General features: G+C 63.9%; 23 protein-coding genes and 1 pseudogene. 7 read left to right on the forward strand and 17 right to left on the reverse strand.

Going from position 1 to position 23,430, the window contains the following annotated elements:
• Positions 1-67: 67 nt before the first annotated feature.
• Positions 68-694, forward strand: coding sequence for a class I SAM-dependent methyltransferase (locus tag J5M73_RS11000; protein ID WP_207815613.1), 627 nt, complete (start codon positions 68-70; stop codon positions 692-694).
• Positions 695-793: 99 nt separating this feature from the next.
• Here the strand turns inward: J5M73_RS11000 and J5M73_RS11005 are convergent, their stop codons facing one another.
• The 3 genes from J5M73_RS11005 to J5M73_RS11015 are packed head-to-tail and all read right to left on the reverse strand — an operon-like array spanning position 794 to position 6,032.
• Positions 794-3,874: an efflux RND transporter permease subunit gene (locus J5M73_RS11005; RefSeq protein ID WP_102862625.1), complete on the reverse strand. Its 3,081-nt coding sequence runs from the start codon at positions 3,872-3,874 to the stop codon at positions 794-796.
• Complete coding sequence (locus J5M73_RS11010; RefSeq protein WP_102862624.1) at positions 3,871-4,941, reverse strand: efflux RND transporter periplasmic adaptor subunit; 1,071 nt, start codon at positions 4,939-4,941, stop codon at positions 3,871-3,873. The genes J5M73_RS11005 and J5M73_RS11010 overlap by 4 nt, the downstream gene beginning before the upstream one ends.
• Complete coding sequence (locus J5M73_RS11015) at positions 4,938-6,032, reverse strand: efflux RND transporter periplasmic adaptor subunit (protein WP_102882724.1); 1,095 nt, start codon at positions 6,030-6,032, stop codon at positions 4,938-4,940. The genes J5M73_RS11010 and J5M73_RS11015 overlap by 4 nt, the downstream gene beginning before the upstream one ends.
• 272 nt (positions 6,033-6,304) lie before the next feature.
• Between J5M73_RS11015 and J5M73_RS11020 the strand changes: the two genes are divergently transcribed.
• Positions 6,305-7,465: an AAA family ATPase gene (locus J5M73_RS11020; protein ID WP_207815615.1), complete on the forward strand. Its 1,161-nt coding sequence runs from the start codon at positions 6,305-6,307 to the stop codon at positions 7,463-7,465.
• 114 nt (positions 7,466-7,579) lie between these two features.
• On the opposite strand, the gene J5M73_RS11025 is transcribed toward J5M73_RS11020, so the two are convergent.
• The 7 genes from J5M73_RS11025 to J5M73_RS11055 all read right to left on the reverse strand — a co-directional run bounded on the left by J5M73_RS11025 (position 7,580) and on the right by J5M73_RS11055 (position 13,758).
• Positions 7,580-8,464: a transporter substrate-binding domain-containing protein gene (locus tag J5M73_RS11025; protein ID WP_060837002.1), complete on the reverse strand. Its 885-nt coding sequence runs from the start codon at positions 8,462-8,464 to the stop codon at positions 7,580-7,582.
• Positions 8,461-9,243 carry an amino acid ABC transporter ATP-binding protein gene (locus J5M73_RS11030; RefSeq protein ID WP_102862621.1) on the reverse strand — a complete coding sequence of 261 codons (783 nt, stop codon included), beginning with the start codon at positions 9,241-9,243 and terminating at the stop codon, positions 8,461-8,463. Before J5M73_RS11030 ends, J5M73_RS11025 begins: the two co-directional genes overlap by 4 nt.
• Positions 9,240-9,899: an amino acid ABC transporter permease gene (locus J5M73_RS11035; protein ID WP_011058612.1), complete on the reverse strand. Its 660-nt coding sequence runs from the start codon at positions 9,897-9,899 to the stop codon at positions 9,240-9,242. The genes J5M73_RS11030 and J5M73_RS11035 overlap by 4 nt, the downstream gene beginning before the upstream one ends.
• On the reverse strand, positions 9,880-10,545 hold the full coding sequence (locus tag J5M73_RS11040; RefSeq protein WP_207815617.1) for an amino acid ABC transporter permease: 666 nt from the start codon (positions 10,543-10,545) through the stop codon (positions 9,880-9,882). Before J5M73_RS11040 ends, J5M73_RS11035 begins: the two co-directional genes overlap by 20 nt.
• Positions 10,546-11,111: 566 nt before the next feature.
• Positions 11,112-11,894 (reverse strand): MetQ/NlpA family ABC transporter substrate-binding protein, encoded by a 783-nt coding sequence (locus tag J5M73_RS11045; RefSeq protein WP_102862619.1) that lies wholly within the window; start codon positions 11,892-11,894, stop codon positions 11,112-11,114.
• Between the two features lie 303 nt (positions 11,895-12,197).
• On the reverse strand, positions 12,198-13,118 hold the full coding sequence (locus J5M73_RS11050) for a sigma 54-interacting transcriptional regulator (protein ID WP_102862618.1): 921 nt from the start codon (positions 13,116-13,118) through the stop codon (positions 12,198-12,200).
• Between the two features lie 58 nt (positions 13,119-13,176).
• On the reverse strand, positions 13,177-13,758 hold the full coding sequence (locus tag J5M73_RS11055) for an alpha/beta hydrolase (RefSeq protein ID WP_102862617.1): 582 nt from the start codon (positions 13,756-13,758) through the stop codon (positions 13,177-13,179).
• A gap of 281 nt (positions 13,759-14,039) precedes the next feature.
• Between J5M73_RS11055 and J5M73_RS11060 the strand changes: the two genes are divergently transcribed.
• The gene (locus J5M73_RS11060) at positions 14,040-15,014 is read left to right on the forward strand and encodes a TerC family protein (RefSeq protein WP_102862616.1); all 975 of its coding nucleotides are present in this window, start codon (positions 14,040-14,042) and stop codon (positions 15,012-15,014) included.
• 102 nt (positions 15,015-15,116) lie between these two features.
• Here the strand turns inward: J5M73_RS11060 and J5M73_RS11065 are convergent, their stop codons facing one another.
• The 5 genes from J5M73_RS11065 to J5M73_RS11085 form a co-directional block, all read right to left on the reverse strand.
• Positions 15,117-15,518 carry a biopolymer transporter ExbD gene (locus J5M73_RS11065; RefSeq protein ID WP_102862615.1) on the reverse strand — a complete coding sequence of 134 codons (402 nt, stop codon included), beginning with the start codon at positions 15,516-15,518 and terminating at the stop codon, positions 15,117-15,119.
• A gap of 1 nt (position 15,519) precedes the next feature.
• Positions 15,520-16,245, reverse strand: coding sequence for a MotA/TolQ/ExbB proton channel family protein (locus J5M73_RS11070; protein WP_102862614.1), 726 nt, complete (start codon positions 16,243-16,245; stop codon positions 15,520-15,522).
• Between the two features lie 55 nt (positions 16,246-16,300).
• Positions 16,301-17,122 (reverse strand): energy transducer TonB, encoded by an 822-nt coding sequence (locus J5M73_RS11075; protein ID WP_207815620.1) that lies wholly within the window; start codon positions 17,120-17,122, stop codon positions 16,301-16,303.
• Between the two features lie 419 nt (positions 17,123-17,541).
• A complete protein-coding gene (locus J5M73_RS11080) occupies positions 17,542-17,865 on the reverse strand; it encodes a hypothetical protein (RefSeq protein WP_016963092.1) in 324 nt (107 codons plus the stop codon).
• Between the two features lie 179 nt (positions 17,866-18,044).
• Complete coding sequence (locus tag J5M73_RS11085; RefSeq protein ID WP_102862612.1) at positions 18,045-18,917, reverse strand: LysR substrate-binding domain-containing protein; 873 nt, start codon at positions 18,915-18,917, stop codon at positions 18,045-18,047.
• Between the two features lie 108 nt (positions 18,918-19,025).
• Between J5M73_RS11085 and J5M73_RS11090 the strand changes: the two genes are divergently transcribed.
• The 4 genes from J5M73_RS11090 to J5M73_RS11105 all read left to right on the forward strand — a co-directional run bounded on the left by J5M73_RS11090 (position 19,026) and on the right by J5M73_RS11105 (position 21,998).
• Positions 19,026-19,688, forward strand: coding sequence for an ankyrin repeat domain-containing protein (locus tag J5M73_RS11090; RefSeq protein ID WP_115581359.1), 663 nt, complete (start codon positions 19,026-19,028; stop codon positions 19,686-19,688).
• A 28-nt stretch (positions 19,689-19,716) separates the two neighbouring features.
• Positions 19,717-20,178, forward strand: coding sequence for a nucleoside deaminase (locus J5M73_RS11095; protein WP_207815622.1), 462 nt, complete (start codon positions 19,717-19,719; stop codon positions 20,176-20,178).
• On the forward strand, positions 20,165-21,370 hold the full coding sequence (locus tag J5M73_RS11100; RefSeq protein WP_207815624.1) for a CynX/NimT family MFS transporter: 1,206 nt from the start codon (positions 20,165-20,167) through the stop codon (positions 21,368-21,370). Before J5M73_RS11095 ends, J5M73_RS11100 begins: the two co-directional genes overlap by 14 nt.
• A 151-nt stretch (positions 21,371-21,521) precedes the next feature.
• Entirely contained in the window at positions 21,522-21,998 is a 477-nt protein-coding gene (locus J5M73_RS11105) for a DUF6392 family protein (protein ID WP_207815626.1), read from the forward strand.
• Between the two features lie 148 nt (positions 21,999-22,146).
• On the opposite strand, the pseudogene J5M73_RS11110 reads toward J5M73_RS11105, so the two are convergent.
• Both J5M73_RS11110 and J5M73_RS11115 read right to left on the reverse strand, forming a co-directional pair.
• Positions 22,147-23,079: pseudogene (locus tag J5M73_RS11110) on the reverse strand (type II toxin-antitoxin system HipA family toxin); the annotation flags it as partial.
• On the reverse strand, positions 23,079-23,330 hold the full coding sequence (locus tag J5M73_RS11115) for a helix-turn-helix domain-containing protein (RefSeq protein WP_016963101.1): 252 nt from the start codon (positions 23,328-23,330) through the stop codon (positions 23,079-23,081). The gene J5M73_RS11115 and the pseudogene J5M73_RS11110, both read right to left, overlap by 1 nt.
• Positions 23,331-23,430 lie beyond the last annotated feature (100 nt).

Genomic DNA, 23,430 nt, shown 5'->3' on the forward strand with positions numbered 1-23,430 from the left:
TTCGGCAGCGGCTACAGGGTGCATGGGGTATATTCGGGCCATTCCTCTTCACGCCATGCAGCCCGCCATGAAACTTGCTCCAGACGACCTAGACACCATCACCGCCACCACCCTCGGCCACTACCAGCAGGTGGCCGAAGACTTTCGTGAAGGCACCCGCGACCACGACGTCAGCCAGAACATCGACGCGCTGCTGCGGCATATCCAGGGCCCGGCGCCCTTCAGCGTGCTGGATTTTGGCTGCGGCCCGGGGCGCGACTTGCAAACCTTCACCCGCCTGGGCCATATCGCCATCGGCCTCGACGGCTGCGAGCGCTTTGCCCAGATGGCCCGGGACGACAGCGGCTGCGAAGTCTGGCAGCAGGACTTTCTCAAGCTTGACCTGCCCGCGGAGCACTTCGACGGCATCTTCGCCAACGCGGTGCTGTTTCACATTCCCCGCCAGGAACTGCCGCGGGTGCTCAAGCAACTGCATGCCAGCCTCAAGGACGGTGGCGTGCTGTTCAGCTCCAACCCACGCGGCGACAACCAGGAAGGCTGGAACGGCCCGCGCTACGGTGCCTACCACGACCTCGCAAGCTGGCAGGCGTTGCTGACCGAGGCAGGCTTTGTCGAGCTGGAGCATTACTACCGCCCCGCCGGTCTGCCCCGGGAACAGCAACCCTGGCTGGCCAGCGTCTGGCGCAAAGCCTGAGCCCCCCGCCACACTTCCCCCATAGAAGCCGGCTTGCCGGCGAAGGCGGTTCCAGATCAGGCGCCCGCCTCTCGGGCCTCTTCGCTGGCAAGCCAGCTCCTACAGGGCTGTGGGGCCAGGAGTGTCTTTGCTGGGCTCCTTGATTTTGTACCAGGCCACGTACAGCGCCGGGAGGAACAGCAGGGTCAGCAAGGTGGCAACGATGATGCCGCCAATCATGGCGTAGGCCATCGGCCCCCAGAACACTTCCCGGGCAATCGGGATCATCCCCAGGCTGGCCGCGGCGGCGGTCAGCAGGATAGGTCGACGCCGATGGTGGGTGGCTTCCAGTACCGCGTCCCAGGGGTGATAACCCTCGCGCTCGTATTCGTCGATCTGGGTCACCAGGATCACCGAGTTGCGGATGATGATGCCGATCAGCGCAAGAATCCCGAGGATCGCCACAAAGCCCATGGGCGTGCCGGTGGGCACCAGGGCCAGGACCACGCCAATCAGCCCCAGGGGCGCGACGCTGGCCACCAGGAACAGCTTCTGCACGCTGTGCAACTGGATCATCAGGAAGGTCGCCATGAGGAACAGCATCAGCGGCACCACCTTGGCAATCGGACCCTGGGCCTTGCTGCTTTCCTCCACGGTGCCGCCGGTGGCCACCGAGTAGCCGGCAGGCAACTGCGCGGCAAACTGGTCGATGTCCGGCTGCAATTGCTTGACCAGGTCGGTGGGCTGGATCGCGTCGCGCACCGCCGCCTTGATGGTGATGGTGGGTTTGCGGTCGCGGCGCCACACCAGCGGCTGCTCCAGCTCGTAGCCCACCGTGGCGAAGGCCAGCAGCGGAATCGAGGTGCCATTGGGGGTGACGATCTGCAGGTTCTGCAGGGTTTCCGGTGAGTCGCGCTCACTGTCGTCGGCGCGGCCGACCACGTTGATCAGGTAGATGTCGTCATGCACCTGGGTCACGGTGGAACCGCTGACGATGCTGTTCATCAGCCGCGCCACATCTTCCGAGGACAGCCCCAGTTGCCGCGCCTTGTCCTGGGCGATGTCGATGCGCAGCACTTTGCCGGGCTCGTTCCAGTCGTAGATGATCTCGCCGATGTGCGGGTTCCGGTCCAGTTCGGTGGCCAGGTCGATGGCGTGCTTGCGCACCTGGTCGATGTCCTTGCCGCTGACCCGGTACTGGATCGGCCGTCCCACCGGCGGGCCCATTTCCAGGGCCTGCACATAGCTGCCGATGCCGACGAAGTCTTCGCGCAGGCGCTTGCGCAAACGCTCGGTCAGGGCCGTGCGCTGCTCCAGGCCCTTGCTGACGATCACCAGCTGGGCGTAGTACGGATTCTGCAGTTGCTGGTCCAGGGGCAGGTAGAAACGGATCGCGCCTTCGCCGATGTAAGTGCTCCAGCGCTCAATGTCCGGGTCGTCCTTGAGGGTCGCTTCCAACCGATCCACGGCCATGCGGGTCTCGTCGATCGAGGCGTTCTGCGGCAGGTTGAGGTCCACCAGGATCTCCGGCCGGTCGGAAGACGGAAAGAACTGGTTCTGCACAAAACGCATGCCGAACACCGACGCGGCAAACAGCAGCACGGTGATGCCAATCGCCCACCAGCGGTTGCGCATGGCCCACAGCAGGCCGCCATTGAAGGCGCGACCCACGCGCCCCGGCTCCTCGGAGTGGGGTTTGACGTTGGTGCTGAGGATGTGGATGCCGATCACCGGGGCAAACAGCACCGCGACGATCCACGACACCAGCATGGCCACGGCGATCACCGCGAACAGGGTGAAGGTGTACTCACCAGCGGAGCTGGCGTTGAGGCCAATGGGCACGAAGCCGGCCACGGTCACCAGGGTCCCGGTGAGCATCGGGAAGGCGGTGGAGGTGTAGGCAAAGGTCGCCGCCTGCTCCTTGCTCTCGCCCTTCTCCAGGCGCGTGACCATCATTTCCACGGTGATCATGGCGTCGTCCACCAGCAGCCCCAGGGCGATGATCAAGGCCCCCAGGGAGATCCGCTGCATGGTGATGCCGCTGTACTCCATGAACACGAAGACCATGGCCAGCACCAGCGGAATCGAGCAGGCCACCACCAGCCCGGCGCGCATCCCAAGGCTGATGAAGCTCACCACCAGGACGATGATCACCGCCTCGAACAAGGCGCTGGTGAAACCGCCCACCGCTTCCTGCACCACCTCGGCCTGATCCGAGACCTTGTGCACGCCGATGCCGATCGGCAGGTCGGCGGTCAGCTCATTCATGCGCGCATGCAGGGCCTTGCCGAATTCCTGGATGTTGCCGCCCTTCTTCATGGCAATGGCCAGGCCGATGGCCGGCTGGCCGTTGAAACGGAACAGCGGTGTGGCAGGGTCGACGTAGCCGCGACTGATGTCGGCGATGTCGGCCAGGCGATAGAAGCGGTCGTTGAGGCGCAGGTTGACCGTGGCCAGGTCCTTCTCCGAGGCGAACTGCCCCGAGGTGCGCACCGAGATCCGCTCCGGCCCGGCCTCGATCACCCCGGCCGGGGTCACCGCGTTCTGCGCTTGCAGGCTTTGCAGGACCTGGCGCTGGTCGATGCCCAGGGCCGCCAGCTTGCGCGTGGAGAAGTTGAGGTAGATGACTTCGTCCTGCTCACCGACCATCTCCACCTTGCCCAGGTTCGGCACTTCGCGGATCTCGGCGCGCACCTGCTCCACGTAGTCACGCAGTTGGCGCATGCTCAGGCCGTCGGCGGTGAAGGCGTAGATCGAACCGAACACATCGCCGAACTCATCGTTGAAACCCGGGCCCTGCAAGCCCTGGGGGAAATCGCCGCGGATGTCGTTGATCTTCTTGCGCACCTGATACCAGATCTCGGGAATGTCCTTGGCACTGGTGGTGTCGCGCAGGTTGACGAACACCGTCGACTCGCCGGGGCGGGTATAGCTTTTCACGTAGTCGAGCGAGTCCAGCTCTTCGAGTTTTTTCTCGATGCGGTCGGTGACCTGCTTCAGGGTTTCTTCCTGGGTCGCGCCGGGCCAGCGAGTCTGGATGACCATGGTCTTGATGGTGAAGGACGGGTCTTCCTCACGCCCCAGGTTCAGGTAGGAAAACACCCCCATCAGCAGCGCAACAAACATCAGGTACCAGACGAAGGACTGATGCTTGATCGCCCACTCGGACAGGTTGAAGCTCCCTTTGCTGTCAGGCGTCATTGTGCGCGGCCCTCATCGACTTTGACTTTCTGCCCCGGCTTGAGGCTGTTGACCCCGGCGCTGACGATGCGCTCGCCGGGCTTGACCCCCTGGCTGATCAGCGCCGAATCGCTGTCGCGGCTGAGCACTTTGATCTCCCGGGGGGCGACGGTCTGGCTCTGCGGGTCGATGACCCAGATCCGGGTCTGGCCATCCACCTCTTGCAGGGCCGTCAGGGGCAACTCGGTGCGCGGTTCGATGGCCGAGCTCAGGGTCACGCTGATGGCGGTGCCCAGGCGAAAGGCCTCGGGAGTGTCCTTGAGGGTCAGGCGGGCGCGACGGGTACGGGTCGCGCTCTGGGCCTGGGGCTCGATCTCGCGCACGGTGGCCGTGGTGCTGATGCTCGGGTCGAGCTGGGCCGCGACCTTGAACTCCACGTCCGCCGGCAGTTGATCCACCAGGGTCGCCGGCAGGTCGATCACCGCTTCCTTGATCTGCGGCCGGGCCAGGGTCACCACTTGCTGGCCGGCGGTCACCACCTGCCCGGCTTCAGCGTTCCAGGCGGTGACCACGCCGCCGTGATCGCTGCGCAGTTGGCTGTAGTTGAGCTGGTCCTGGGCCTGGCGCACGGCCGCCTTGGCCTGAGCCAGGGAAGCGCCGGTGGTCTTCAAGTCGGTCTGGGCAATGTCCAGTTGCGCCTGGGCGCCGACCCCACGGTCGAACAGCTCCTGCTGGCGCCGGGCATTGGCCTGGGCGTTGATCCACTGCGCCTCGACCTTGGCCAGGTCGCCCTGGGCGGCCCGCAGTTGGTTCTGCTGGTCGGTGGGATCGAGGGTCGCCAGCAAGTCCCCGGGCCCCACTTCGGCACCGACATCCACATTGCGGCTGGCAATCCGCCCCGGCACCCGAAAGCCCAGGTTGGTTTCAAAACGGGCCTGGATGTTGCCGGCAAAGCGCCCGAGGCTTTCCTCCGATTGCGGCGCCACCTGGATCGACAGCACCGGACGCACCGGCTCCGGCGCCGGTTCTTCCTTGGAGCAGCCCAGCAGCAAGAGGCTGGCCCATAACAACGGCAGCAGGCGCTTCATGGTTGTGCTCCCTGTTCCTTGGTCGGCCCGGCAATCTCGACCAACATCCCCGGGTGCAACAACTGCCCCCCGGCCACCACCACGTTCTCGCCGCCCTTGAGGCCGTCGCTGATGATCACCTGGCCGGTCAGGTAACGCCCGACCTTGACGCTGTGCAGCACGGTCTTGCCGTCCTCGCCCACCAGCCACACCGCCGGTTCGCTGAGGTTCTTGGTCAAGGCCGACCAAGGCAGCACCACCGTGGCCTTGCCGTGGGCGCGGGCGGTGGCACTGACCACCGAGCCCAGGTCCATGCCCGCCGGCAGCGAATCGAGCACCACCTTGACCTGCACCGTACCGCTCTGGGCCGAGACCACCGGGGTCACCTCGCGGACCTTGCCGGTGGTGGTGACCTTGGGGTTGTCCAGCAGGCTGACGTGGATGGTTTCCTGGCCCGGCGGCTGCATCAGCAGCGATTCGTAGACGTTGAACACCGCGTCGCGCTCGCCGTCCCGAGCCAGGCTGAAGATCGGCATGGTGGCCTGCACCACCTGGCCGACCTCGGCCTGACGCGCGGTGATCACCCCCGGCGCCTCGGCCACCAGTTCGGTGTAGCTCAACTGCTCGCGGGCATTGGCCAACTGTGCCTGGGCCGCGCTCAAGGCGCTCTGGCTACTGCGCAGGGCGGCCTGGGCCGAATCGTATTCGCTCTGGCTGGTGTAGCCCTTGGGCAGGAGCTTCTGCTGGCGGACGAAGGCTGCGCTGGCCTGCTTGACCCGCGCCTGTTCGGCAAACACCGCGGCAGCGGCGGAATCGACGTTGGTCTGCAAGTCCTTGGGGTCGAGCCGGGCCAGTACCTGCTGGGCGGAAACCCGGTCGCCGACATCCACCAGACGCTGGATGATCTTGCCGCCAACGCGGAACGACAACTCGGTCTGCACCCGGGCCTGGACGTCACCGGTGAGGGTCACCGACGGGGCAAAATCGCTGCTCTGCACTTGCTGGATACGCACCCGCGGGCGTTCCTTCTCGGTCGGCTTTTCCGCTCCGCAGCCGCCGAGCAGCGCCAGCAGGCTCAGCCCCACTATCCACCTCGATTTGAGACCAGCCATGCAGGCTCCTTGTGCTTGATCGTCGCGCCAGTGACGTTACGACTGTGAGCTTAGAACAGGGTTCAACCCTTGCACGCAGGTCTCATAAGCAGGGCTTTCGTAGCGAGGGCGCCCGCTCCCGCTCGGCCGACCGACGCCCCTGGGCGCCGTAGTCGCCAGCCTTGCAGCGCACCCTGTCCGGGCAAACACAGCAGCGGTTTCGGAGCCGGCGGCGAGCAAGCTCCCGCTCTACAAATCAGGCACACTGCGCACCACGCAACAGGAGACCCGGCATGCTCAAGACCCTGGCGGTGGCCAATTACCGCTCCATCAACAAACTGGTGATGCCCCTCGGCCGACTGAACCTGATCACCGGCGCCAATGGCAGCGGCAAGTCCAATCTGTACCGGGCCCTGCGCCTGCTGGCAGAGACCGCCCAGGGCGGCGTGGTCAATGCCCTGGCCAAGGAAGGCGGGTTGGAATCGACCTTCTGGGCCGGGCCGGAAAACCTCAGCCGACGCATGCGCAACGGCGAGGTGCCGATCGAGGCCAGCGTGCGCTCTTCCAGCAAGCGCCTGCGCCTGGGCTTTGCCGGAGAAGACTTCAGCTACGCCATCGCCCTGGGTCTGCCGGAGCCCAGTCACTCGGCGTTTGCCCTGGACCCGCAGATCAAGAAGGAATGCATCTGGTCCGGGCCGCTCTACCGCCCCGCCAGTCTGCTGGTGGACCGTGCCGGCCCGTTGATCCGCGCGCGCCAGGGCCGCAGCTGGGACGTGCTGGCCCAACACACGCCGGACTTCGACAGCCTGTTCGATCAAGTGGGCAGCCTGCGCGGCTCGCCGGAAGTGCTGCAGATGCGCGAGTTCATTCGTCGCTGGCGTTTCTACGATCACTTTCGCAGCGACAGCGAAGCCCCGGTGCGCCAGCCGCAACTGGGCACCCGCACGCCGGTGCTGCATCACGATGGCCGCGACCTGGCGGCGGCGTTGCAGACCATTCGCGAGATCGGCGACCCCGAGGCGCTGCAGGCGGCCATCAGCGACGCCTTCCCCGGCGCGCGGCTGAACATCGCCCCGCTGCAGGGTGGACGCTTCGCCATCGAGTTCTATCAGGAGGGGTTATTGCGACCGCTGTCGGCCGCGGAACTGTCGGACGGCACCTTGCGCTACCTGTTGCTGGTAGCGGCCTTGCTGACTCCGCGGCCGCCAAGCCTGATGGTGCTCAACGAACCGGAGACCAGCCTGCACCCGGACCTGTTGCCGGCCCTGGCGCGTTTGATCATCAGGGCTTCAGAGCAGTGCCAGGTGTGGGTGGTGTCCCACGCCCGGCGCCTGATCGCGGCCTTGCAGGAAGACCCCGAATGCAACTGCATCGTGCTGGAGAAAGAGCTGGGCCAGACCGGCATCGTCGGCCAGCGCATGCTCGACGAACCGGCCTGGTACTGGCCCGACTGAAAATCGCGCCTCCCACACCCTGTAGCCGCTGCCGAAGGCTGCGATAAGGTCCGCAGGACCTTCCGAGGCCCTCAAGAGCGGCTACACAGTGGATTCAGCAGCCGACAGTACGCCTCAGCCCTGCCATTTGCCGCCTTCGACAATCACGCTCTCAGGCGGGGTGTCGTCGCTCAGCTCTTTGCGCACGTACTGGTCATACAGCTTGAGCAGGTACTTTTCTTCGCCCAGCTTGGCCAGCTCGGCATTCACCCAGTCCCGCAGTTCGAGGTTGCCCTTCTTCACCGCCGGGGCAATCGGTGCCTGCTCGCCCAGGGTCTGGGGCAATACGCGGTAGCCCGGGTTCTGCTTGGACCAGCTGAACAGAATCAGGTTGTCCTGGGCGTAGGCGTCGCCACGGCCATTGGCCAGGGCTTGCAGGGACTCGGTGTTCTTCTCGAACTTGAGCAGTTTCCAGTCCGGGTGGTTCTGGGTCAGCCAGATGTCTGCGGTGGTGCCGGTGGTGACGATGGTGGTGCGGCTTGCCAGGTCATCCAGGCTCTTCACCGGGCTGCCTTCGGGCACCAGGGCCTGCACCGCCACCTTGAGGTTGGGGTTGGTGAATTCCACCGCTTGCTTGCGCTCCGGGGTCACGGTCATGTTGGCCAGGATCAGGTCGACCTTGTCGCTCTGCAGGAAGGGAATGCGGCTGGCCGGTTCCACGGCGACGAACTCCACCTTGTTCTCGTCCCCCAACAGGTCCTTGGCGAACTGGCGGCCGATGTCGGTATCGAAGCCCACATAGCGCCCGGTTTCATCGACGAAACCGAACGGCGGCTTGTCGGTGAACACGCCGACGATCAGCTTGTCCCGAGCCTTGATCTTGTCCAGGTAACCGGCCGCCGGCGCGGCGCTGGCAGCGGTGGCCGCAGGCTTGGGTGCATCATTGGATTTATCGCAGCCGGCCAGCAGGGCCAGACCGAACAGCGGCAGTAACAACAGCGAAGACTTGGCAGTTTTCATAAGAGCTCCAGTTCCTTTTTAGGGGCTTTCTTGGGCAGTGCTTCAACGAACGAGAACTTCTCCAGGAACTGCTGCGCGCGTGCGCTCTGCGGGTTGGTGAAGAAAGCCTCGGGGGTGTTCTGTTCCACGATGCGCCCGCCATCCATGAACACGATGCGGTCGGCCACGGCCCGGGCGAAGGCCATTTCATGGGTAACGATCAACAGGGTCATGCCGTCCCGGGCCAGGCCCTGGATCACCTGCAGCACTTCCTTGACCATCTCCGGATCAAGGGCCGCGGTGACCTCATCGAACAGCATCACCTGGGGGTTCATGCACAACGAGCGGACGATGGCGATGCGTTGCTGCTGGCCGCCGGACAGCTGCCGGGGAAAGGCCTCGCGCTTGTCCAAGAGGCCCACCCGCTCCAGCAACGCTTCGGCCTGGGCCCGGGCTTCGCGGGGCTCGCGCTTTTGCACCTTGAGCGGCCCGAGGAGGAGGTTGTCCAGCACGTTCATGTGGGGGAACAGGTGATAGCTCTGGAACACCATGCCGATCTGCTGGCGCACCTGGCGCCAGTCGGTGTCGGGGCTGAGCAGCTCGCGCCCGGCGAAACGCAGATGGCCGCTGTGGGCGCTTTCCAGGCCGTTGAGGCAACGCAGCAGAGTGCTCTTGCCGCAGCCGCTGGGGCCGAGGATGACGATCACCTCCCCCGCCGCCACGCGCAGGTCGACCTCCTTGAGCACCTGCTGCGGGCCGAAGAACTTGTTGAAACCCTGGAACTCGATCAATGCGCTCATGCTTGCGTCCAGCGCCGCTCCAGCACGCGGGAGGCGGCCGACAGCGGGTAGCAGATAAAGAAGAAAAACAGGAACAGAACGCCATAGATCAGCACCGATTCGTAGGTGCGCTCGATGATCTGCTGGCCGACCTTGATCACGTCCACCACGCCGATCAGCACCGCCAGGGAGCTGGTCTTGATGATTCGCGTGTAGACGTTGATGGTCGGCGGCGTCATGCGCTTCAGCGCCTGGGGCAGCAAGACGTAGCCGTATAGCTGGGCACCGGAGAGGCCGATGGACAAGCCCGCTTCACGCTGGCCCCGGGGCAGGGATTGCAGGGCCCCGCGCACCACCTCGCCGACTTCGCTGGCGCCCCACAGCGACAGCACCAGCACCGCGCAGGTGAAGCTGGGAATGCTGAGGCCGAAGAAGATCGGAAAGCCGAAGAACAGCAGGTACAACCAGACCAGCACCGGGATCGCCCGGAACAGCTCCAGGTAGATTCGCAACGGTACATCCAGCACCTTGCGTTGCAGGCTGCGCAGCACGCCGTAGAGCACCCCGCCCAGGGTGCTGAAGGCAATGCTCAACAGCGAAATCGACAAAGTCTGCGCAGCGCCCCGGGCCAGTTGCGGCAAGGACACCAGCAACAGCTCAAGACCCGAACTGGCCATGTTGCAACCTCCTTTCCAGACGGCTGAGCAACAGCGACAGCGGCAAGAACAACAGCACGCAGATCAGCGTCAGCACCGCGAGCATTTCGTAGGTCTTGTAGTACAGGGCGATGTAGCTCTTGGTGGTGTAGAGAATCTCCGGCACCGCCACCGCCGAAACCACGGTGGTTTCCTTGAGCAGGAAAATGAAATTGGCGAACAGCGACGGCAGGCTGAGGATCCCGGCCTGGGGCAGGATCACGTAACGCAGCGACTGCCACTGCGACAGGCCTATGGAGCGCCCCGATTCCAGCTGCGCCTGGGGCACGGCTTCGACCCCGGCGCGCAGCACTTCGGTGAGGTAGGCGCCGCCGAGAAAGGTCATGGTGATGATCGCCGCGGCAAAACCCGAGACCTTGATCCCCAGGGCCGGCAAGGCGAAGTAGACGAAGAACAGCTGGATCAACAACGGCGTGTTGCGCGCCAGTTCCACGTACAGGCCAATCAGGCGGTGCAGGTAAGGGGTGCGAAACACCAGGACAGTGGCGTTGATCAGGGCTACCAGCAGCGAGGTGCCGATGGCGATCAGGCCGACCTGCAGGGTCACTCCCACGGCTTTGAGAAAGGCCGGCAGGGTGCTGAGGATAAACGCGTAATCGAGGGTCATGAATCATCCTGAACGCCGCTGGGGTACAGCGACGGTGGGGCAGTCCGTGGGGCAGTGGGTAACCGCCCGGCTGCCGCGACTTTATAGCTATAAAAAGCAGAATTTAAATACCGTTAGAGCATATTGATATCACCCAAAAACCTAACCCGCGGATTTGCCGGGCTGGCGCCGGGCTACTACCTTTTCAACCGGGTCGAACGGAGCTTTCGCGCCCGCACCTCCACTGGACGCTACCCCCCTCAAGGACGACCACCATGGCCGATACAAAGCCCCCGCAACCCCTGCCCCCCCATGAACTGATGAAGTGGCTGACGGCGTTGTGCCGCGCCACCCAAGCCACCGCCAAAAGCGCTCCACTTGTGTAAGAGCTGGCTTGTGTAGGAGCTGGCTTGCCAGCGAAGGCGCCCTTCAGGTTCGTACCCGGCCTGAGGAGCTCTTCGCCGGCAAACGCAACGCCGCCCGGCCGGCTCCTGCGGCTTTTGCGGACGCAATAAAAAACGCCGACGCTGTGATAGCCGTCGGCGTTCAAACCTTGAAGGGGTTTGTCGCTTCAGTAGCCTAGTTCATCAGAACGCCGGCAGTACCGCGCCGCTGTATTTCTTCTCGATGAAGGTTTTGACCTCTGGGCTGGTCAGGGCCTTGGCCAGCTTCTGGATCGCCGCGCTGTCCTTGTTGTCCGGACGGGCCACCAGGTAGTTCACGTAAGGCGAATCGGCGCCTTCGATGACCAGCGCATCCTTGGCCGGGTTCAGGCCCGCTTCCAGGGCGTAGTTGGTGTTGATCATGTCCAGGTCAACCTGATCCAGGACCCGTGGCAGCATGGCCGACTCAAGCTCCTTGAACTTGAAGTTGTGCGGGTTCTTGGCGATGTCCTTGGGCGTGGACACAGCGTTCTTCGGGTCCTTGAGCTCGATCAGACCGGCCTTGTGCAGCAGGATCAGGGCCCGGCCGCTGTTGCTGCCTTCGTTGGGGATGGCAATGGTGGCGCCATCTTTCAGCTCGGCCAGGGACTTGACCTTCTTCGAGTAGCCGCCGAAGGGTTCGACGTGCACACCGATCACGGTTTCCAGGTGAGTGCCCTTGCCCTCGTTGAAGTTCTTCAGGTACGGCAGGGTCTGGAAGTAGTTGGCGTCCAGACGCTTCTGATCGACCTGTACGTTGGGTTGCACGTAGTCGGTGAAGACCTTGATCTCCAGGTCCACGCCTTCCTTGGCCAGGGTTGGCTTGATCAGCTCGAGAATCTCGGCGTGGGGCACCGGAGTCGCGGCAACCACCAGCTTCTCGCCGGCCTGGGCAATACCGGCGCTCAGGGCTGCCGCCAGTGCGGTGAACAACAGAACTTTTTTCATGCAAGGTCCTTAGGTGTCGGGATCGACGACGGCTTCAAATGAGGTGCTTATAAGGGTGCCAGTGATGTGCCACTGCTGGCGTGAAGCGGACAATACCGAGATTTTTTATTCCCGAACAATATCTTTTATTCACGTTCATATTCCATTTTGTTCATACATCCCGCCCCACCACCGCCCCTGTAGCCGCTGCCGCAGGCTGCGAACGACGACGCAGTCGGCGCCAGGGGTTCCGTGGCTATCCAGCAGGATCGTGGTGAACGGTTTTGCGTCTGCTGCGCAGCCGGTCGCAGCCTGCGGCAGCGGCTACACCGCCAGCAGGCGCTTGAGGGCCTGGCGATCCGCGTCTGAATCGCTCTCGGCGATCTGCCGCAGCAGCAGCTCGATCTGCTCCAGCGGCGAGCGCGTCGGCGGCAGGTTGAGGTGCTCGGGAAGGATTTCCTCGCCGCTGCTGACCAGCAGCGCAAAGTGAATGACGTTCTCCAGCTCCCGGGTATTGCCCGGCCAGCTGTGGCGCTCCAGGGCCTGTTGCGCGGCTTCGCTGATCAGCGGCACCGGCAGGTCCAGGCGCTGGCTGTAGATCCCCAGGAAATACTCGGCCAGGGACTCGATATCCCCGACCCGCTCGCGCAGCGCCGGCAGCTCCAACTGGCCCTCGCTGAGGTAGCGGTACAGGCGCTCATGAAACTTGCCCGCCGCCACCGCCTGGGCCAGGTCGATGCTGGTGGCCGCCACCAGGCGCACATCCACCGGGCTCGGTTGCTGGGCGCCGACCCGGGTCACTTCGTGGTTCTCCAGGGCTGCCAGCAGCTTGGTCTGAATCGGCAGCGGCAAGTCGCCGATCTCGTCCAGGTACAGGGTTCCACCATTGGCCGAACCGAACCAGCCGGCCCGGCTGCTGGCGGAGCCGCTGAAGCTGCCGGCGGCGTAGCCGAACAGTTCGGCGTCGGCGTAGGTGGGGCTGATGGCGCCGCAGTTGACCGAGACAAACAGCCCGCTGCGGTCGCTGGCGCGGTGGATGTGTCGGGCCAGCAGCTCCTTGCCGGTGCCGGTTTCACCACGGATCAGCACCGAGATCGCACGGGGCGCCAGTTGCTCCAGCTCTTCACGCAGTTGTCGCGAACGTGGATCGACGAACACCAGCGCCTTGGCGCGGATGCTCAGGGGGCTTTTTTCCGCATCGGGAAAGGTCAGCAGCGGCTGGCCGAAAGGGGTGTGAGGACTCATGGCAGACTCCCGCCCAAAACCGCCTGAGGACGGGGGCGTTTAAACAGGGAAAATACGGTCAGGCACGACGCAGGGCGTGTTGTTCCATGCGGTTCTGCAGGCGATAGAGATAGGCGAATCCCTGCTCCCAGCGCTGGTGGCCGGACTTGACGTTGATATGCCCGGCTCCCGCCAGAATCCCGGCTTCGGCGCCCCAGTCACGGGCCAGTTCCAGGGCACGCGGCGCGCTGACGGCGCTGTCGTTGTCCGAACTCACCACCTGGCTGGGGAACGGCAACAGGTCCCGGGGAATCGGCGCGAAATTGCGCAGCGCCGGGGCACAGGCCGCACGTTCGACATCCGCCGGCGCCACCAGCAGCGCACCGCGCACCTGGCGCAGCGCTGCCGCGGGCGCGCGCGCCGCCCAGTGGGCCACGGTGATGCAACCCAGGCTGTGGGCAATCAGGATCACCGGCGTGTCGTCGATGGCGATGGCTTCGGCCAGGGCCGCCACCCAGTCTTCACGGCGCGGCGTCAGCCAATCGGCCTGCTCCACCCGCGCACTGTTGGGCAGGCTGTTCTGCCAATGGGTTTGCCAATGATCTTCTGGCGATCCTTGCCAGCCCGGCACAATCAAGTAGCGAATGGATTCGTTGCGCATGGGGAACTCTCCTGCTGCGTGTCTGTTCCCGGACGAGTATAGGGAGGGGATTTATATTCGTTAAGGAATAAGAAGCTATTTATTAATACCCAAAAAGAATATAAGGCCTGCCTCCTTCAATCCTTTTGCCTGCGCGCAAACAATTCGTCGGCATCGAACTATCGGCCAAAAATATACGACTTTTTCTTGAGCAAACCGGCTGGCTAGGATGAGAACCATCCGCCCCCGGGGTGCGTCATTCCAAGACTGTCACGGGGGATAAACCTCAACTCATTTGAGGCATGGCCGCGATGAACATCGGTGAACCTTGGATGTGGGCTGCTTTCATCGTCTTCGTCATCGCCGTACTGGCGCTTGACCTGTTTGTCTTCGGTGGGCGCAAGGCCCATCGGGTTTCGGCCCGGGAGGCACTGGCCTGGGTCATAGCCTGGGCCAGCCTGGCATTGGTCTTCGCCGGTCTGCTCTGGTGGTATCTGAACGATACGCTGGGTGCGCAAATCGCCCAGCGCAAAACCCTTGAGTTCCTCACCGGCTACCTGATCGAACAGTCACTGTCGATCGACAACATGTTCGTCTTCGTGATGATCTTCAGCTATTTCGCCGTACCGCCGCCATTGCAGCGGCGCGTGCTGCTGTACGGCGTACTCGGCGCCATCGTCATGCGTGCAGCGATGATTCTCGCCGGCGTCTGGCTGGTACAGGAGTTCGCCTGGCTGCTCTACGTCTTCGGAGTCCTGCTGGTCGTCACGGGCATCAAGATGCTGATCTTTGCCGAGCAACAACCCGACCTCGACAAAAACCCGATACTGCGCTGGATGCGCAAGCACTTGCGCGTCACCCAGGAGTTTCACGGCGAGCGTTTTTTTGTCATCCAGAATGGCCTGCGCTGGGCAACGCCGATGTTCCTGGTGCTGGTGCTGATCGAGGCCAGCGACCTGATTTTTGCGGTCGATAGCATCCCGGCGATTTTCGCCGTGACCACCGATCCCTTCATCGTGTTCACCTCCAACATATTCGCCATCATGGGCCTGCGCGCCTTGTACTTCCTGCTCGCGGACATGGCTGAGCGGTTCCATCTGCTCAAGTACGGGCTGGCCATAGTGCTGGTGTTTATCGGAAGCAAAATGCTGGCCGCGCCCTGGTTCCATATACCGGTCCATTGGTCGCTGGCCATCGTCGGCGGCATCATCCTCAGTGCGGTGGTACTGAGCCTGACGCTGACAAGGGACAGAACACGCATCGCTGGCAAACCATGAGGCCTCAGGCACGCCCAGGAATACGCTAAAAGCGTCTGGCAAAAAAAAGGCCGCACCCTGCCAAGGAGACGGCCTGAAAAGTCGTGGCTTTGTTGCTCGGTTTCAGCGCGCGGTAATCACCGACAGCTTGGTGATGCCCGCACGCTCGATGGACGCCATGGCCCGGGCCACTTCCCCGTAATTGACGCCATCGTCGGCCTGCAGCTGGACCCGCACTTGCGGGTCCTTGGCCTTGGCCGCCTGCAAGTTGGTTTCCAGCAGCTCCGGCTGGATCTCGTCCTTGTTGATAAAGAGTTTGCCGGCGCCGTCGATGCTCACCACCAGCGGGTCCTTCTGCTCCACCGGAGCCACGGCCTCGGTCTTGGGCAGGTTGATCGGGATGGCGTTGGTCAGCAGCGGCGCGGTGACGATGAACACCACCAGCAGCACCAGCATCACGTCCACCAAGGGCGTGACGTTGATCTCGCTCAGCACCTCATCGCTGTCTTGAGTGGAGAAGGCCATATCAGGACGCCTCCTGCACTTTTTGCAGGCTGCCCTGGGCCGCAGCCTTGTGCACGCTCGGGTGGATCAGCACGCGGAAGGAGTTCTTCTGCGCCAGGCTGTAGAAGTCGTGGGCAAAGTCGTCCAGGTCAGCGGCGGTGAGCTTCAGGCGCCGCAGGAAGTAGTTGTAGACCAGCACCGCCGGCACCGCGACGGCGATCCCCACGCCGGTGGCCACCAGGGCCGCGCCGATGGGACCGGCCACGGTTTCCAGGCTCGCCGAGCCCGCCGCGCTGATGCCTTTCAGGGCTTCCATGATCCCCCACACGGTGCCGAACAGGCCGATGAAGGGCGAGGTGCTGCCGATACTGGCGACCACCGCCAGGCCGGTTTCCAGGGAGCGGCGCTCGCGCACGATCTGCTGGCGCAGGGCACGTTCGAGGCGGTCCTGGTGGTTGATTGCCTGGCTCAGGTCCGCCGCATGGGGGGCGTCGCCGACCTGGATCGCCGCATAGCCGGCCTGGGCCACCCGGGCCGCCGCGCCGGGCTGGGTTTCACTCAGGGGAGCGGCGGAGTCGAGGCTGGACGCTGCCCAGAACTGATTGTGGAACTTGCGATCCTGGGACTTGAGGCGGGCGAACTGCACGCCCTTGACCAGGGCCAGGCCCCAGGTGGCGACGGAGAAGACCACCAACAGCCAGATCACCGCGCTTTCGATGGATTCCAGTGGAGATGCCAGTAACGTCATGATGTGTTCCCTCTGTGTAAGCGTTTAGCGCGTGTGGGTTGATCGGCCTTGCGGCTCAATGAATCTTGAAGTCGATGGGGACGCTGACCCAGCCGTCCTGGGCCACGTCGCCCTGCTTGGCCGGGACGAAGCTCCAGCGCTTGACCGCGGCCAGGGCCGCATCGTCGAGCTGCTGGCGACCGCTGCTCTTCTGGATCTGAATCTCTCCGGGCTTGCCGCTGGCCAGCACATGCACCCGCAGCAGCACCGTGCCTTCCCAGCCCCGGCGCTGAGCCAGGGACGGGTATTCCGGCGCCGGGTTCTTCAGGTACGCGGCGCTGGCTGAAGCCGGGGTCACGGGGGCCGGAGCCGGTGGCGCGGGCGCTGCCGGGGCGGCTACCGGCGCCGCAGGTTGCGGCGCCGCCGGGGTCTGCTGCACCGGTTTGGGCGCGGGTTTCGGCTCGGGCTTGGGCACCGGCTTGGGCTTGGGCTTGGGTTTGGGCACCGGCTTGGGCGGTGGCGGCTTGACCGCCAGCTCGTCCTCCACCGGAGGCGGCGGCTCCACCACCGGCTGTACCGGCACAGGCGGAGGCGGCTCGACCACGGGCGGTGCGGGGTGCGAGAACTCGATGGTCATGGGCGGGATTTCCGGCGGCACGATGGGCAGCACCGGGGTCGGTTTCTGGCTCAGCCAGTAGATCACTGCACCGTGCAAGACCAGAGCCGCGACGCCCAGGAGAATCGCCTCACGACGCCGCAATACCCCCTTGGGCGTCCGTTGCAGACGCAGTTGGCCCAGCGGCGAGCGGTGGGGCCGGCCGAGGTCGACCAACTCGCCGCTCGGTGCCTGGCGCCACAGCACCTCATGTGCACTGGCGGCGGTCTGGACATTGCCCATGGATTCACTCCCTACGATCTTTTGAAAAATCCGGCACCAGTGCTTGAACAACCCCCCACGCAACGGTGCCGCAGGGTCAATGATCAGTGCCCCGCTCTTATCTCTTAAAGTAATCTTTCAAGTTATAGATAGATTGAAACGGAATATTGAATTCACCCGGAACAGCTCAGGCCACGTGATTCAAGGGCTGTAGCCAAGAGGAAAAAACGCCATGCCTTGCAGGCATTGAAAATATTCCCGCAAAGCATCGAAACAGGCCTGTTAGTGCAGAGAAACAATAGAACCCCATCGCACTCGAAACTAACTTCAGCCCCCATGTACTTAATTAACTTTACCAGCGGACACGACAAAGCCGCTGAACCGGCACGCCACCTTATATAAGGCAGCGCGTATTCAGCGGCTGTTTATTATCGAGCTTGTTATTGCTTGACGAACTCACCGCTCAGGCCGACCACATCGCCGCTGAAGTTGCTGCGGGCACCGGAGGCGCGCAACCGGGAATAATTGTGATCGGGTGAGAACAGCGCCCAGGCCTGGTAACCGTAGCCATCGTTGTAGCCGGAAACATTGATGATGGTCGGCTGTCCGGTGCTGTTCTGGAAGTGGTAATGCCCGGCGACGCTGTACTTGACCCCAGCCTGGGTCAACTCACCGCTGAACGAACCGTTGGAGTCGTTGCCGTCGGTCACGACCAGACGGGCGTCAGCGTTGGAGTTTACATAGGTTCCATTGATGCTCGACATAATGCGGGTTTCCTTATGCAGTTGAATGTTTCGTCCAATGAAGCAAGTTCCTCCTGGAACTCACAAACCCAGCATGGTCGGCGTTTATAACTCTGTCCAAAACAAACTTGAGCAACAACTAATTAAATAGCTATAGCCTGCAATCGGCTCTCTATAAGTTATGACAGAAACAAGAACACTTATAACTTCCCGGTGGTTTCAACTTGCGGCTTGACACTGGCCACTGTTCGCAACTGCTCCTGTAATGCCTTGCCAGCCCGACTCAGGCCACTGCCGGCGTACAACGCCAGGCGCACGCCCTGGATATCCGGCAAACCGCTGGCGGCATCGAGAATCCGATGCCCCTTGCCCAGCACCCGCACCGGCAACAGGCTGATGCCCAGGCCCGCCGCCACTGCCGAACAGACGCTGGCCAGGCTGGCACTGGAATAGGCGATGCGCCACGGCCAGCCGCCGACTTCCAGGTGGTGAAGCATTTCCTGGCGATACAAACCTCCCACCGGGAACGCCACCAGCGGCAGCGGATCGCGGCCCAAGGCCGGCTGGCGCAGACTGTCGACCCAGCACAAAGGCTCGGGCCAGGAGTCCACGCAGTCATCGCTGTGGCCCATCTGCTTGACCAGCAACAGGTCGAACTCGCCACGGCGGAATTGGCGCAGCAATTCCGGTCCCAGACCACTGGTGACCTCCAGGCGCACCGCCGGATAATCCAGGCCAAAGCGCGAGAGCATCGGCATCAGGCGCTCGGCGGCAAAGTCTTCCGGCACCCCCAGGCGCAGCACTTCCTCGCCGCGCTGGTTGATCAATACGTCGCTGGCCTCCTCATGCAGAGCCAGGATGCGCCGGGCATAGGCCAGCAGGCGCTCGCCCTCCACCGTGGCCACCACCCGGCGCTGATCGCGGTCAAGCAACTGGCAGCCCAGGCTTTCCTCCAGGCGCCGCACCTGCTGGCTCACGGTGGACTGGGTCAAGTGCAGGCGCTCGGCCGCGCGGGTGAAGTTCTGGCAGTCGGCAACCGCCACGAAACTGCGCAGCAACACGGGATCGAACATCGCTCATCACCATTCTGATAGCCACTGATTGGCATGATTATATTTAATTTCAGAATACCCAAGGGCTTCACCATACTCCCCGTTCACCAGCAGGAACGGGAGGTTCCCATGCCGCTCAAGCGGTCCTTCAAACGCGGCCTGATGGCCATAGGTCTGTTAACGGCGGGGGTGGTCATGGCCAACGACAACTCGCTGCTGGATGCAGTACGCAAGGGTCGGTTACAGCAGGTGCAGCAACTGATCCAGCAAGGCGCATCCCTCGACGAGCGTGGCCTGGACGGCAGCAGCCCGCTGCTGCTGGCCACCCGCGATAACCGTATCGACATCGCCCGCGCGCTGATCGAAGCCGGGGCCGACGTCAACCGCAAGAACCTGATCCAGGACAGCCCCTACCTGCTGGCCGGCGCCAGCGGCCACAACGAGATCCTCAAGCTGACCCTGGCCCACGGCGCCGACCTCAAGAGCACCAACCGCTACGGCGGTACTGCCCTGATCCCGGCCTGCGAGCGCGGCCACGTGGAAACCGTGCGCCTGCTGATCGAAGCCGGCGTCGACCTGAACCACGTCAACCACCTGGGCTGGACCTGCCTGATGGAAGCCATCGTGCTGTCCGACGGCGGGCCGGCGCACCAGCAGATCGTCGCCCAGTTGATTGCCGCCGGTGCCGACCTGAACCTGCCGGATCGTGCTGGCATCAGCCCGCTGCAACAGGCCGAGCGCCGTGGCCAGAGCGCCATTGCCAAGCTACTGCGCGATGCCGGCGCGGCGTAACCCCTGCACCCCTTTGAAGGAGCCCTCCATGCACGACGATCAGCACTACCTGCAACAGGCCATGGCACTGGCCCGACGCAATGTCGAACAGGGCGGTCGCCCGTTCGGCGCGCTGCTGGTGCGCAAAGGCCGGGTGCTGGCCGAGGCGGTGAATGAAATCCACCTCAGCCAGGACCCCACCGCCCACGCCGAAATGCTCGCCATCCGCGCCGCCAGCCAGCAACTGGGCCCACGCCTGGACGACTGCGTGATCTACGCCAGCGGCCAGCCCTGCCCCATGTGCCTGGCCGCCATGTACCTGTGCGGCGTATCCCGCGCCGTGTTCGCTGCCAGCAATGAACAGGCGCAGCCGTTCGGCCTGTCCACCGCGGCCATCTACCAAGAGCTGAGCCAGCCCCTGGAAGCACAGCGCTTGCCGCTGCTGCACCTGCCCCAGGCGGCCATGACCGCCCTGTACCAGGATTGGCAGGCGCGCCATGCCGCGAACTGAATCGGCCTTCAAGACCTTCGCCGGCTGGGCGCTGCTGGTGTGCCTGGGCCTGAACTTGCGACCGATCCTCAGTTCGGTCAGCCCATTGCTCAACGAAATTCGCGGGGCCACCGGCATGAGCTTCCAGAGCAGCGCCTGGCTCACCAGCCTGCCGGTGATCTGCATGGGCCTGGTGGCCTTGCTCGGGGTACGGATCGAAGCCCGACTCGGCGAACGCCGCGGCGTGTCCCTGGGTTTAGTGCTGGTGCTACTGGCCTGCCTGGCGCGGCTGTTCTTCGGCCAGGCCGCGGCCTTGCTCGCCACCGCCCTGCTCGGCGGCGCCGGCGTGGCCTTGATCCAGGCCCTGGTGCCGGCGCTGATCAAGCGCCAGTTTCAACAGCGCGTGGCGCTGGCCATGGGCGTCTACTCGGCCTCGCTGATGGGCGGTGGCGGCATCGCCGCCCTGCTCAGCCCGCAGGTGGCCAGCCACTTCGCCCACTGGCAAATGGGGCTGGGCATCTGGGTGCTGCCGGCCATGGCCGCCCTGCTGCTGTGGCAGTGCCTGCCCCTGGGCGCCGGCCGCCGCAACGGCCTCCCGGTGGCCAGGACCGGGTTCTGGAACAACCGCCGTGCCTGGCTGCTGGCGCTGTATTTCGGTCTGGTGAACTGCGGCTACATGAGCATGGTGGCGTGGCTGCCGGCCTACTACCTGCAGCTGGGTTGGAGCGCTACCCAGAGCGGCTCGCTGCTGGCCTTCATGACGATTTTCCAAGTCACCGCCGCCCTGCTGATGCCCGCCCTGGCCCAGCGCAGCAGCGACCGCCGCCCACTGCTGGGCATCAGCCTCGCGGCCCAGGCCGTGGGGTTTCTCGGGCTGGTGCTGTGGCCCTTGCAGAGCCCGCACCTGTGGGTGGCGCTGATCGGCTTCGGCCTCGGAGCCTGCTTTGCCCTGAGCCTGATCCTGACCCTGGATCACCGCCGCGATCCCCGGGAAGCCGGACAACTGGCGGCCTTTGTCCAGGGCGTGGGTTTTCTGATCAACGCCATCTCACCCTGGCTCAGCGGCTGGCTGCGGCAAGTCACCGGCAGCTTTGCCAGCGCCTGGTGGGTGCTGATCGTCGGTGTCCTGGCGATGCTGCTGTTGACACGAATCTTCAGCCCGGCCAGTTATCAGGCCAGGGCCCAGCTCGACACAGCGCCACAACCGGCCTGACAGCGGTCCTCAAACCAACCGCCTGCCAGCACAGCAGGCGGCTTTCTTTGTCTCACAACAGAACCATTCGTCTTTTCGACCGGCTAAGATCGGCCGCCGACGCCACCCGCGCCAACGAATCCCCCACTCAGCACAGGACAATCGAGAAGACATGGACGCTAAAACGATCAGCCGCTGGGTAAGCAACCTCGGGCTCAGCCATGCAGAACTGATCGCCCGGGGAGAGCGCATCGAGCGTCCGACGGGCAAGCTCTACGACGAATTCGAATGGCTGACCGTGGTCGTCGAGCCCGGCCTGATGCTGGACTTCTGGGAAGAAAGCCTGGCCCTGGAAAAGGTCCTGATCGAACTCATGCCCCTTGAACAGGGGCGCTCGTTCTACAGCGGCGAACTGCCCGCCCCGTTCTCACGCAGCATGACCCACGCCGACATTCGCGAGCTGCTGGGCACGCCCCTACGCTCGGGGGAACGCAGGCCATCAGCCGATGGGCAACGCATGCTCAACGCCTGGGAGAGCTACCGCCTGCCGGAGCACCTGCATCCCAGTGCGCGGGTTGGATTCGTCTATAGCGCCGACATGCAGATCAGAGTCCTGTCGTTTGACTTGCTGGAGCCAAAGCGCGACTGATTCGAGCGCACCGCGTGGCTCTTTAAAATTCGCGGCGATCAGCCAGGCGCCAGAGGAGCGGCGCGAGATCGCCAAGCAAGGTCCTGCGGTCCTTTTCGCAGCCTCGCAGGCTCGGCAGCGGCTACAGGGAACGTGGAGGACGACAGAGATAGGCCGGCGCTAGCCGTGCATCGCGCCGGCCAGGATCGGAATACAACAGCCCGAAGTTCTTCAGGTGGGCATCGCCATTCCCCACCATGCAGCTCAGGCTGACCATGGCAAACAACTGCGCCAGTGAACCCGGCACCTGCTCAGGCGGGCAGAACAGGCGAACGGCCTTGGCAATGGCCGAATAGCTCTTGCTGTATTTCTGCTCCGCACCCAGCCCCATCAACGCCGCCATGTCTTCAAACCCCAGGCAACCGAGCTGCTCGTCCCGGTCGAAGCGGCGCATGACGAACAGTTTGGCGTTATCAGAGAGGTAGAACTCGGGCACCGCCATCCCCGCCTCCCTGGCCACCGACATGCACAGGAACTCGTTGATTGCCAATCCCGGAAACTCGTCCCGGCCGCTCTTGATGATCAACTCTGAGGTGTTCGAGATAAAACGCTGCGACGCGGCGTCATGCCGCTCCGGCACCATCACCTTGGGCTGCACGCCGGATATCCCGGCACGCAGGATGTAGCGGTCCACCAGGTCGGCAAAGATGTCCTCGGCGCCATCCCACGCGAGGATTTCCTGCAGTTTTTCCCCAGGAAACTGCTGTTGCTGCAACAGCCCATCGACTTCGGGCGAGCTCACCGCGACCCGCCCGATCGGCGCGCTGCTGCCAGACAGCGCCAGCAGCAACATCGGGTCAACCTTCACCACCTTGGCCAGGCGGTTGCGCAGTTGCTCCAGCACATAGCCTTCGGGCAGGTTCATCTGAAAGATCGGGTGCAACTCCCGATAACGGTATTCATCCAGCCGCACGGGCATCAGCAGACTGATTGCCGCCTGTGCCCGGGCATCATCGTGATAGCGAAACAGATAATCGCCAGCGCCACGGTGGATTTTCCCGCTCTCACCGGCCGGGGTGGCTACCTGCAGCACCGTGGCCATCAGTCGAACACTCCCTGGATCTCGTCCAATGTGGGCATCGCGGCAGGCACCAGGGTGAATTCACAGTCCAGGGCTCCCAGCACCCGCGCATAGGCCGCCATGCCCACCGACAAGTCGCCCCGCTCGATGGCGATGACCTTCTGCCGGGTCACGCCGGCCAAGGCGGCCAGGCTGGCTTGGGTCAGGCCACGATGCAGGCGGCGCTGGCGAACCTGCTCGCCAAGGCGCGCGGTGATAAGAAGGTAGTCCATGTTCTGTATACGTAACAAAATTGATTAAATGTAACGTATACCTAACATGGCGAAAAATCAAAGGGACGCGGTGGGGGCTCACACTCCGTGGCGGCGGGTG

It is taken from the genome of Pseudomonas sp. 50_B, assembly GCF_017491625.1.
GTDB lineage: Bacteria > Pseudomonadota > Gammaproteobacteria > Pseudomonadales > Pseudomonadaceae > Aquipseudomonas > Aquipseudomonas danubii.

What these genes read in the sequence shown, in the direction of transcription:
- J5M73_RS11000 (WP_207815613.1), top strand. Translation starts at nt 68, where the DNA reads ATGAAACTTGCTCCAGACGACCTAGACACCATCACCGCCACCACCCTC.
- J5M73_RS11005 (WP_102862625.1), bottom strand. Translation starts at nt 3,874, where the DNA reads ATGACGCCTGACAGCAAAGGGAGCTTCAACCTGTCCGAGTGGGCGATC.
- J5M73_RS11010 (WP_102862624.1), bottom strand. Translation starts at nt 4,941, where the DNA reads ATGAAGCGCCTGCTGCCGTTGTTATGGGCCAGCCTCTTGCTGCTGGGC.
- J5M73_RS11015 (WP_102882724.1), bottom strand. Translation starts at nt 6,032, where the DNA reads ATGGCTGGTCTCAAATCGAGGTGGATAGTGGGGCTGAGCCTGCTGGCG.
- J5M73_RS11020 (WP_207815615.1), top strand. Translation starts at nt 6,305, where the DNA reads ATGCTCAAGACCCTGGCGGTGGCCAATTACCGCTCCATCAACAAACTG.
- J5M73_RS11025 (WP_060837002.1), bottom strand. Translation starts at nt 8,464, where the DNA reads ATGAAAACTGCCAAGTCTTCGCTGTTGTTACTGCCGCTGTTCGGTCTG.
- J5M73_RS11030 (WP_102862621.1), bottom strand. Translation starts at nt 9,243, where the DNA reads ATGAGCGCATTGATCGAGTTCCAGGGTTTCAACAAGTTCTTCGGCCCG.
- J5M73_RS11035 (WP_011058612.1), bottom strand. Translation starts at nt 9,899, where the DNA reads ATGGCCAGTTCGGGTCTTGAGCTGTTGCTGGTGTCCTTGCCGCAACTG.
- J5M73_RS11040 (WP_207815617.1), bottom strand. Translation starts at nt 10,545, where the DNA reads ATGACCCTCGATTACGCGTTTATCCTCAGCACCCTGCCGGCCTTTCTC.
- J5M73_RS11045 (WP_102862619.1), bottom strand. Translation starts at nt 11,894, where the DNA reads ATGAAAAAAGTTCTGTTGTTCACCGCACTGGCGGCAGCCCTGAGCGCC.
- J5M73_RS11050 (WP_102862618.1), bottom strand. Translation starts at nt 13,118, where the DNA reads ATGAGTCCTCACACCCCTTTCGGCCAGCCGCTGCTGACCTTTCCCGAT.
- J5M73_RS11055 (WP_102862617.1), bottom strand. Translation starts at nt 13,758, where the DNA reads ATGCGCAACGAATCCATTCGCTACTTGATTGTGCCGGGCTGGCAAGGA.
- J5M73_RS11060 (WP_102862616.1), top strand. Translation starts at nt 14,040, where the DNA reads ATGGCCGCGATGAACATCGGTGAACCTTGGATGTGGGCTGCTTTCATC.
- J5M73_RS11065 (WP_102862615.1), bottom strand. Translation starts at nt 15,518, where the DNA reads ATGGCCTTCTCCACTCAAGACAGCGATGAGGTGCTGAGCGAGATCAAC.
- J5M73_RS11070 (WP_102862614.1), bottom strand. Translation starts at nt 16,245, where the DNA reads ATGACGTTACTGGCATCTCCACTGGAATCCATCGAAAGCGCGGTGATC.
- J5M73_RS11075 (WP_207815620.1), bottom strand. Translation starts at nt 17,122, where the DNA reads ATGGGCAATGTCCAGACCGCCGCCAGTGCACATGAGGTGCTGTGGCGC.
- J5M73_RS11080 (WP_016963092.1), bottom strand. Translation starts at nt 17,865, where the DNA reads ATGTCGAGCATCAATGGAACCTATGTAAACTCCAACGCTGACGCCCGT.
- J5M73_RS11085 (WP_102862612.1), bottom strand. Translation starts at nt 18,917, where the DNA reads ATGTTCGATCCCGTGTTGCTGCGCAGTTTCGTGGCGGTTGCCGACTGC.
- J5M73_RS11090 (WP_115581359.1), top strand. Translation starts at nt 19,026, where the DNA reads ATGCCGCTCAAGCGGTCCTTCAAACGCGGCCTGATGGCCATAGGTCTG.
- J5M73_RS11095 (WP_207815622.1), top strand. Translation starts at nt 19,717, where the DNA reads ATGCACGACGATCAGCACTACCTGCAACAGGCCATGGCACTGGCCCGA.
- J5M73_RS11100 (WP_207815624.1), top strand. Translation starts at nt 20,165, where the DNA reads ATGCCGCGAACTGAATCGGCCTTCAAGACCTTCGCCGGCTGGGCGCTG.
- J5M73_RS11105 (WP_207815626.1), top strand. Translation starts at nt 21,522, where the DNA reads ATGGACGCTAAAACGATCAGCCGCTGGGTAAGCAACCTCGGGCTCAGC.
- J5M73_RS11115 (WP_016963101.1), bottom strand. Translation starts at nt 23,330, where the DNA reads ATGGACTACCTTCTTATCACCGCGCGCCTTGGCGAGCAGGTTCGCCAG.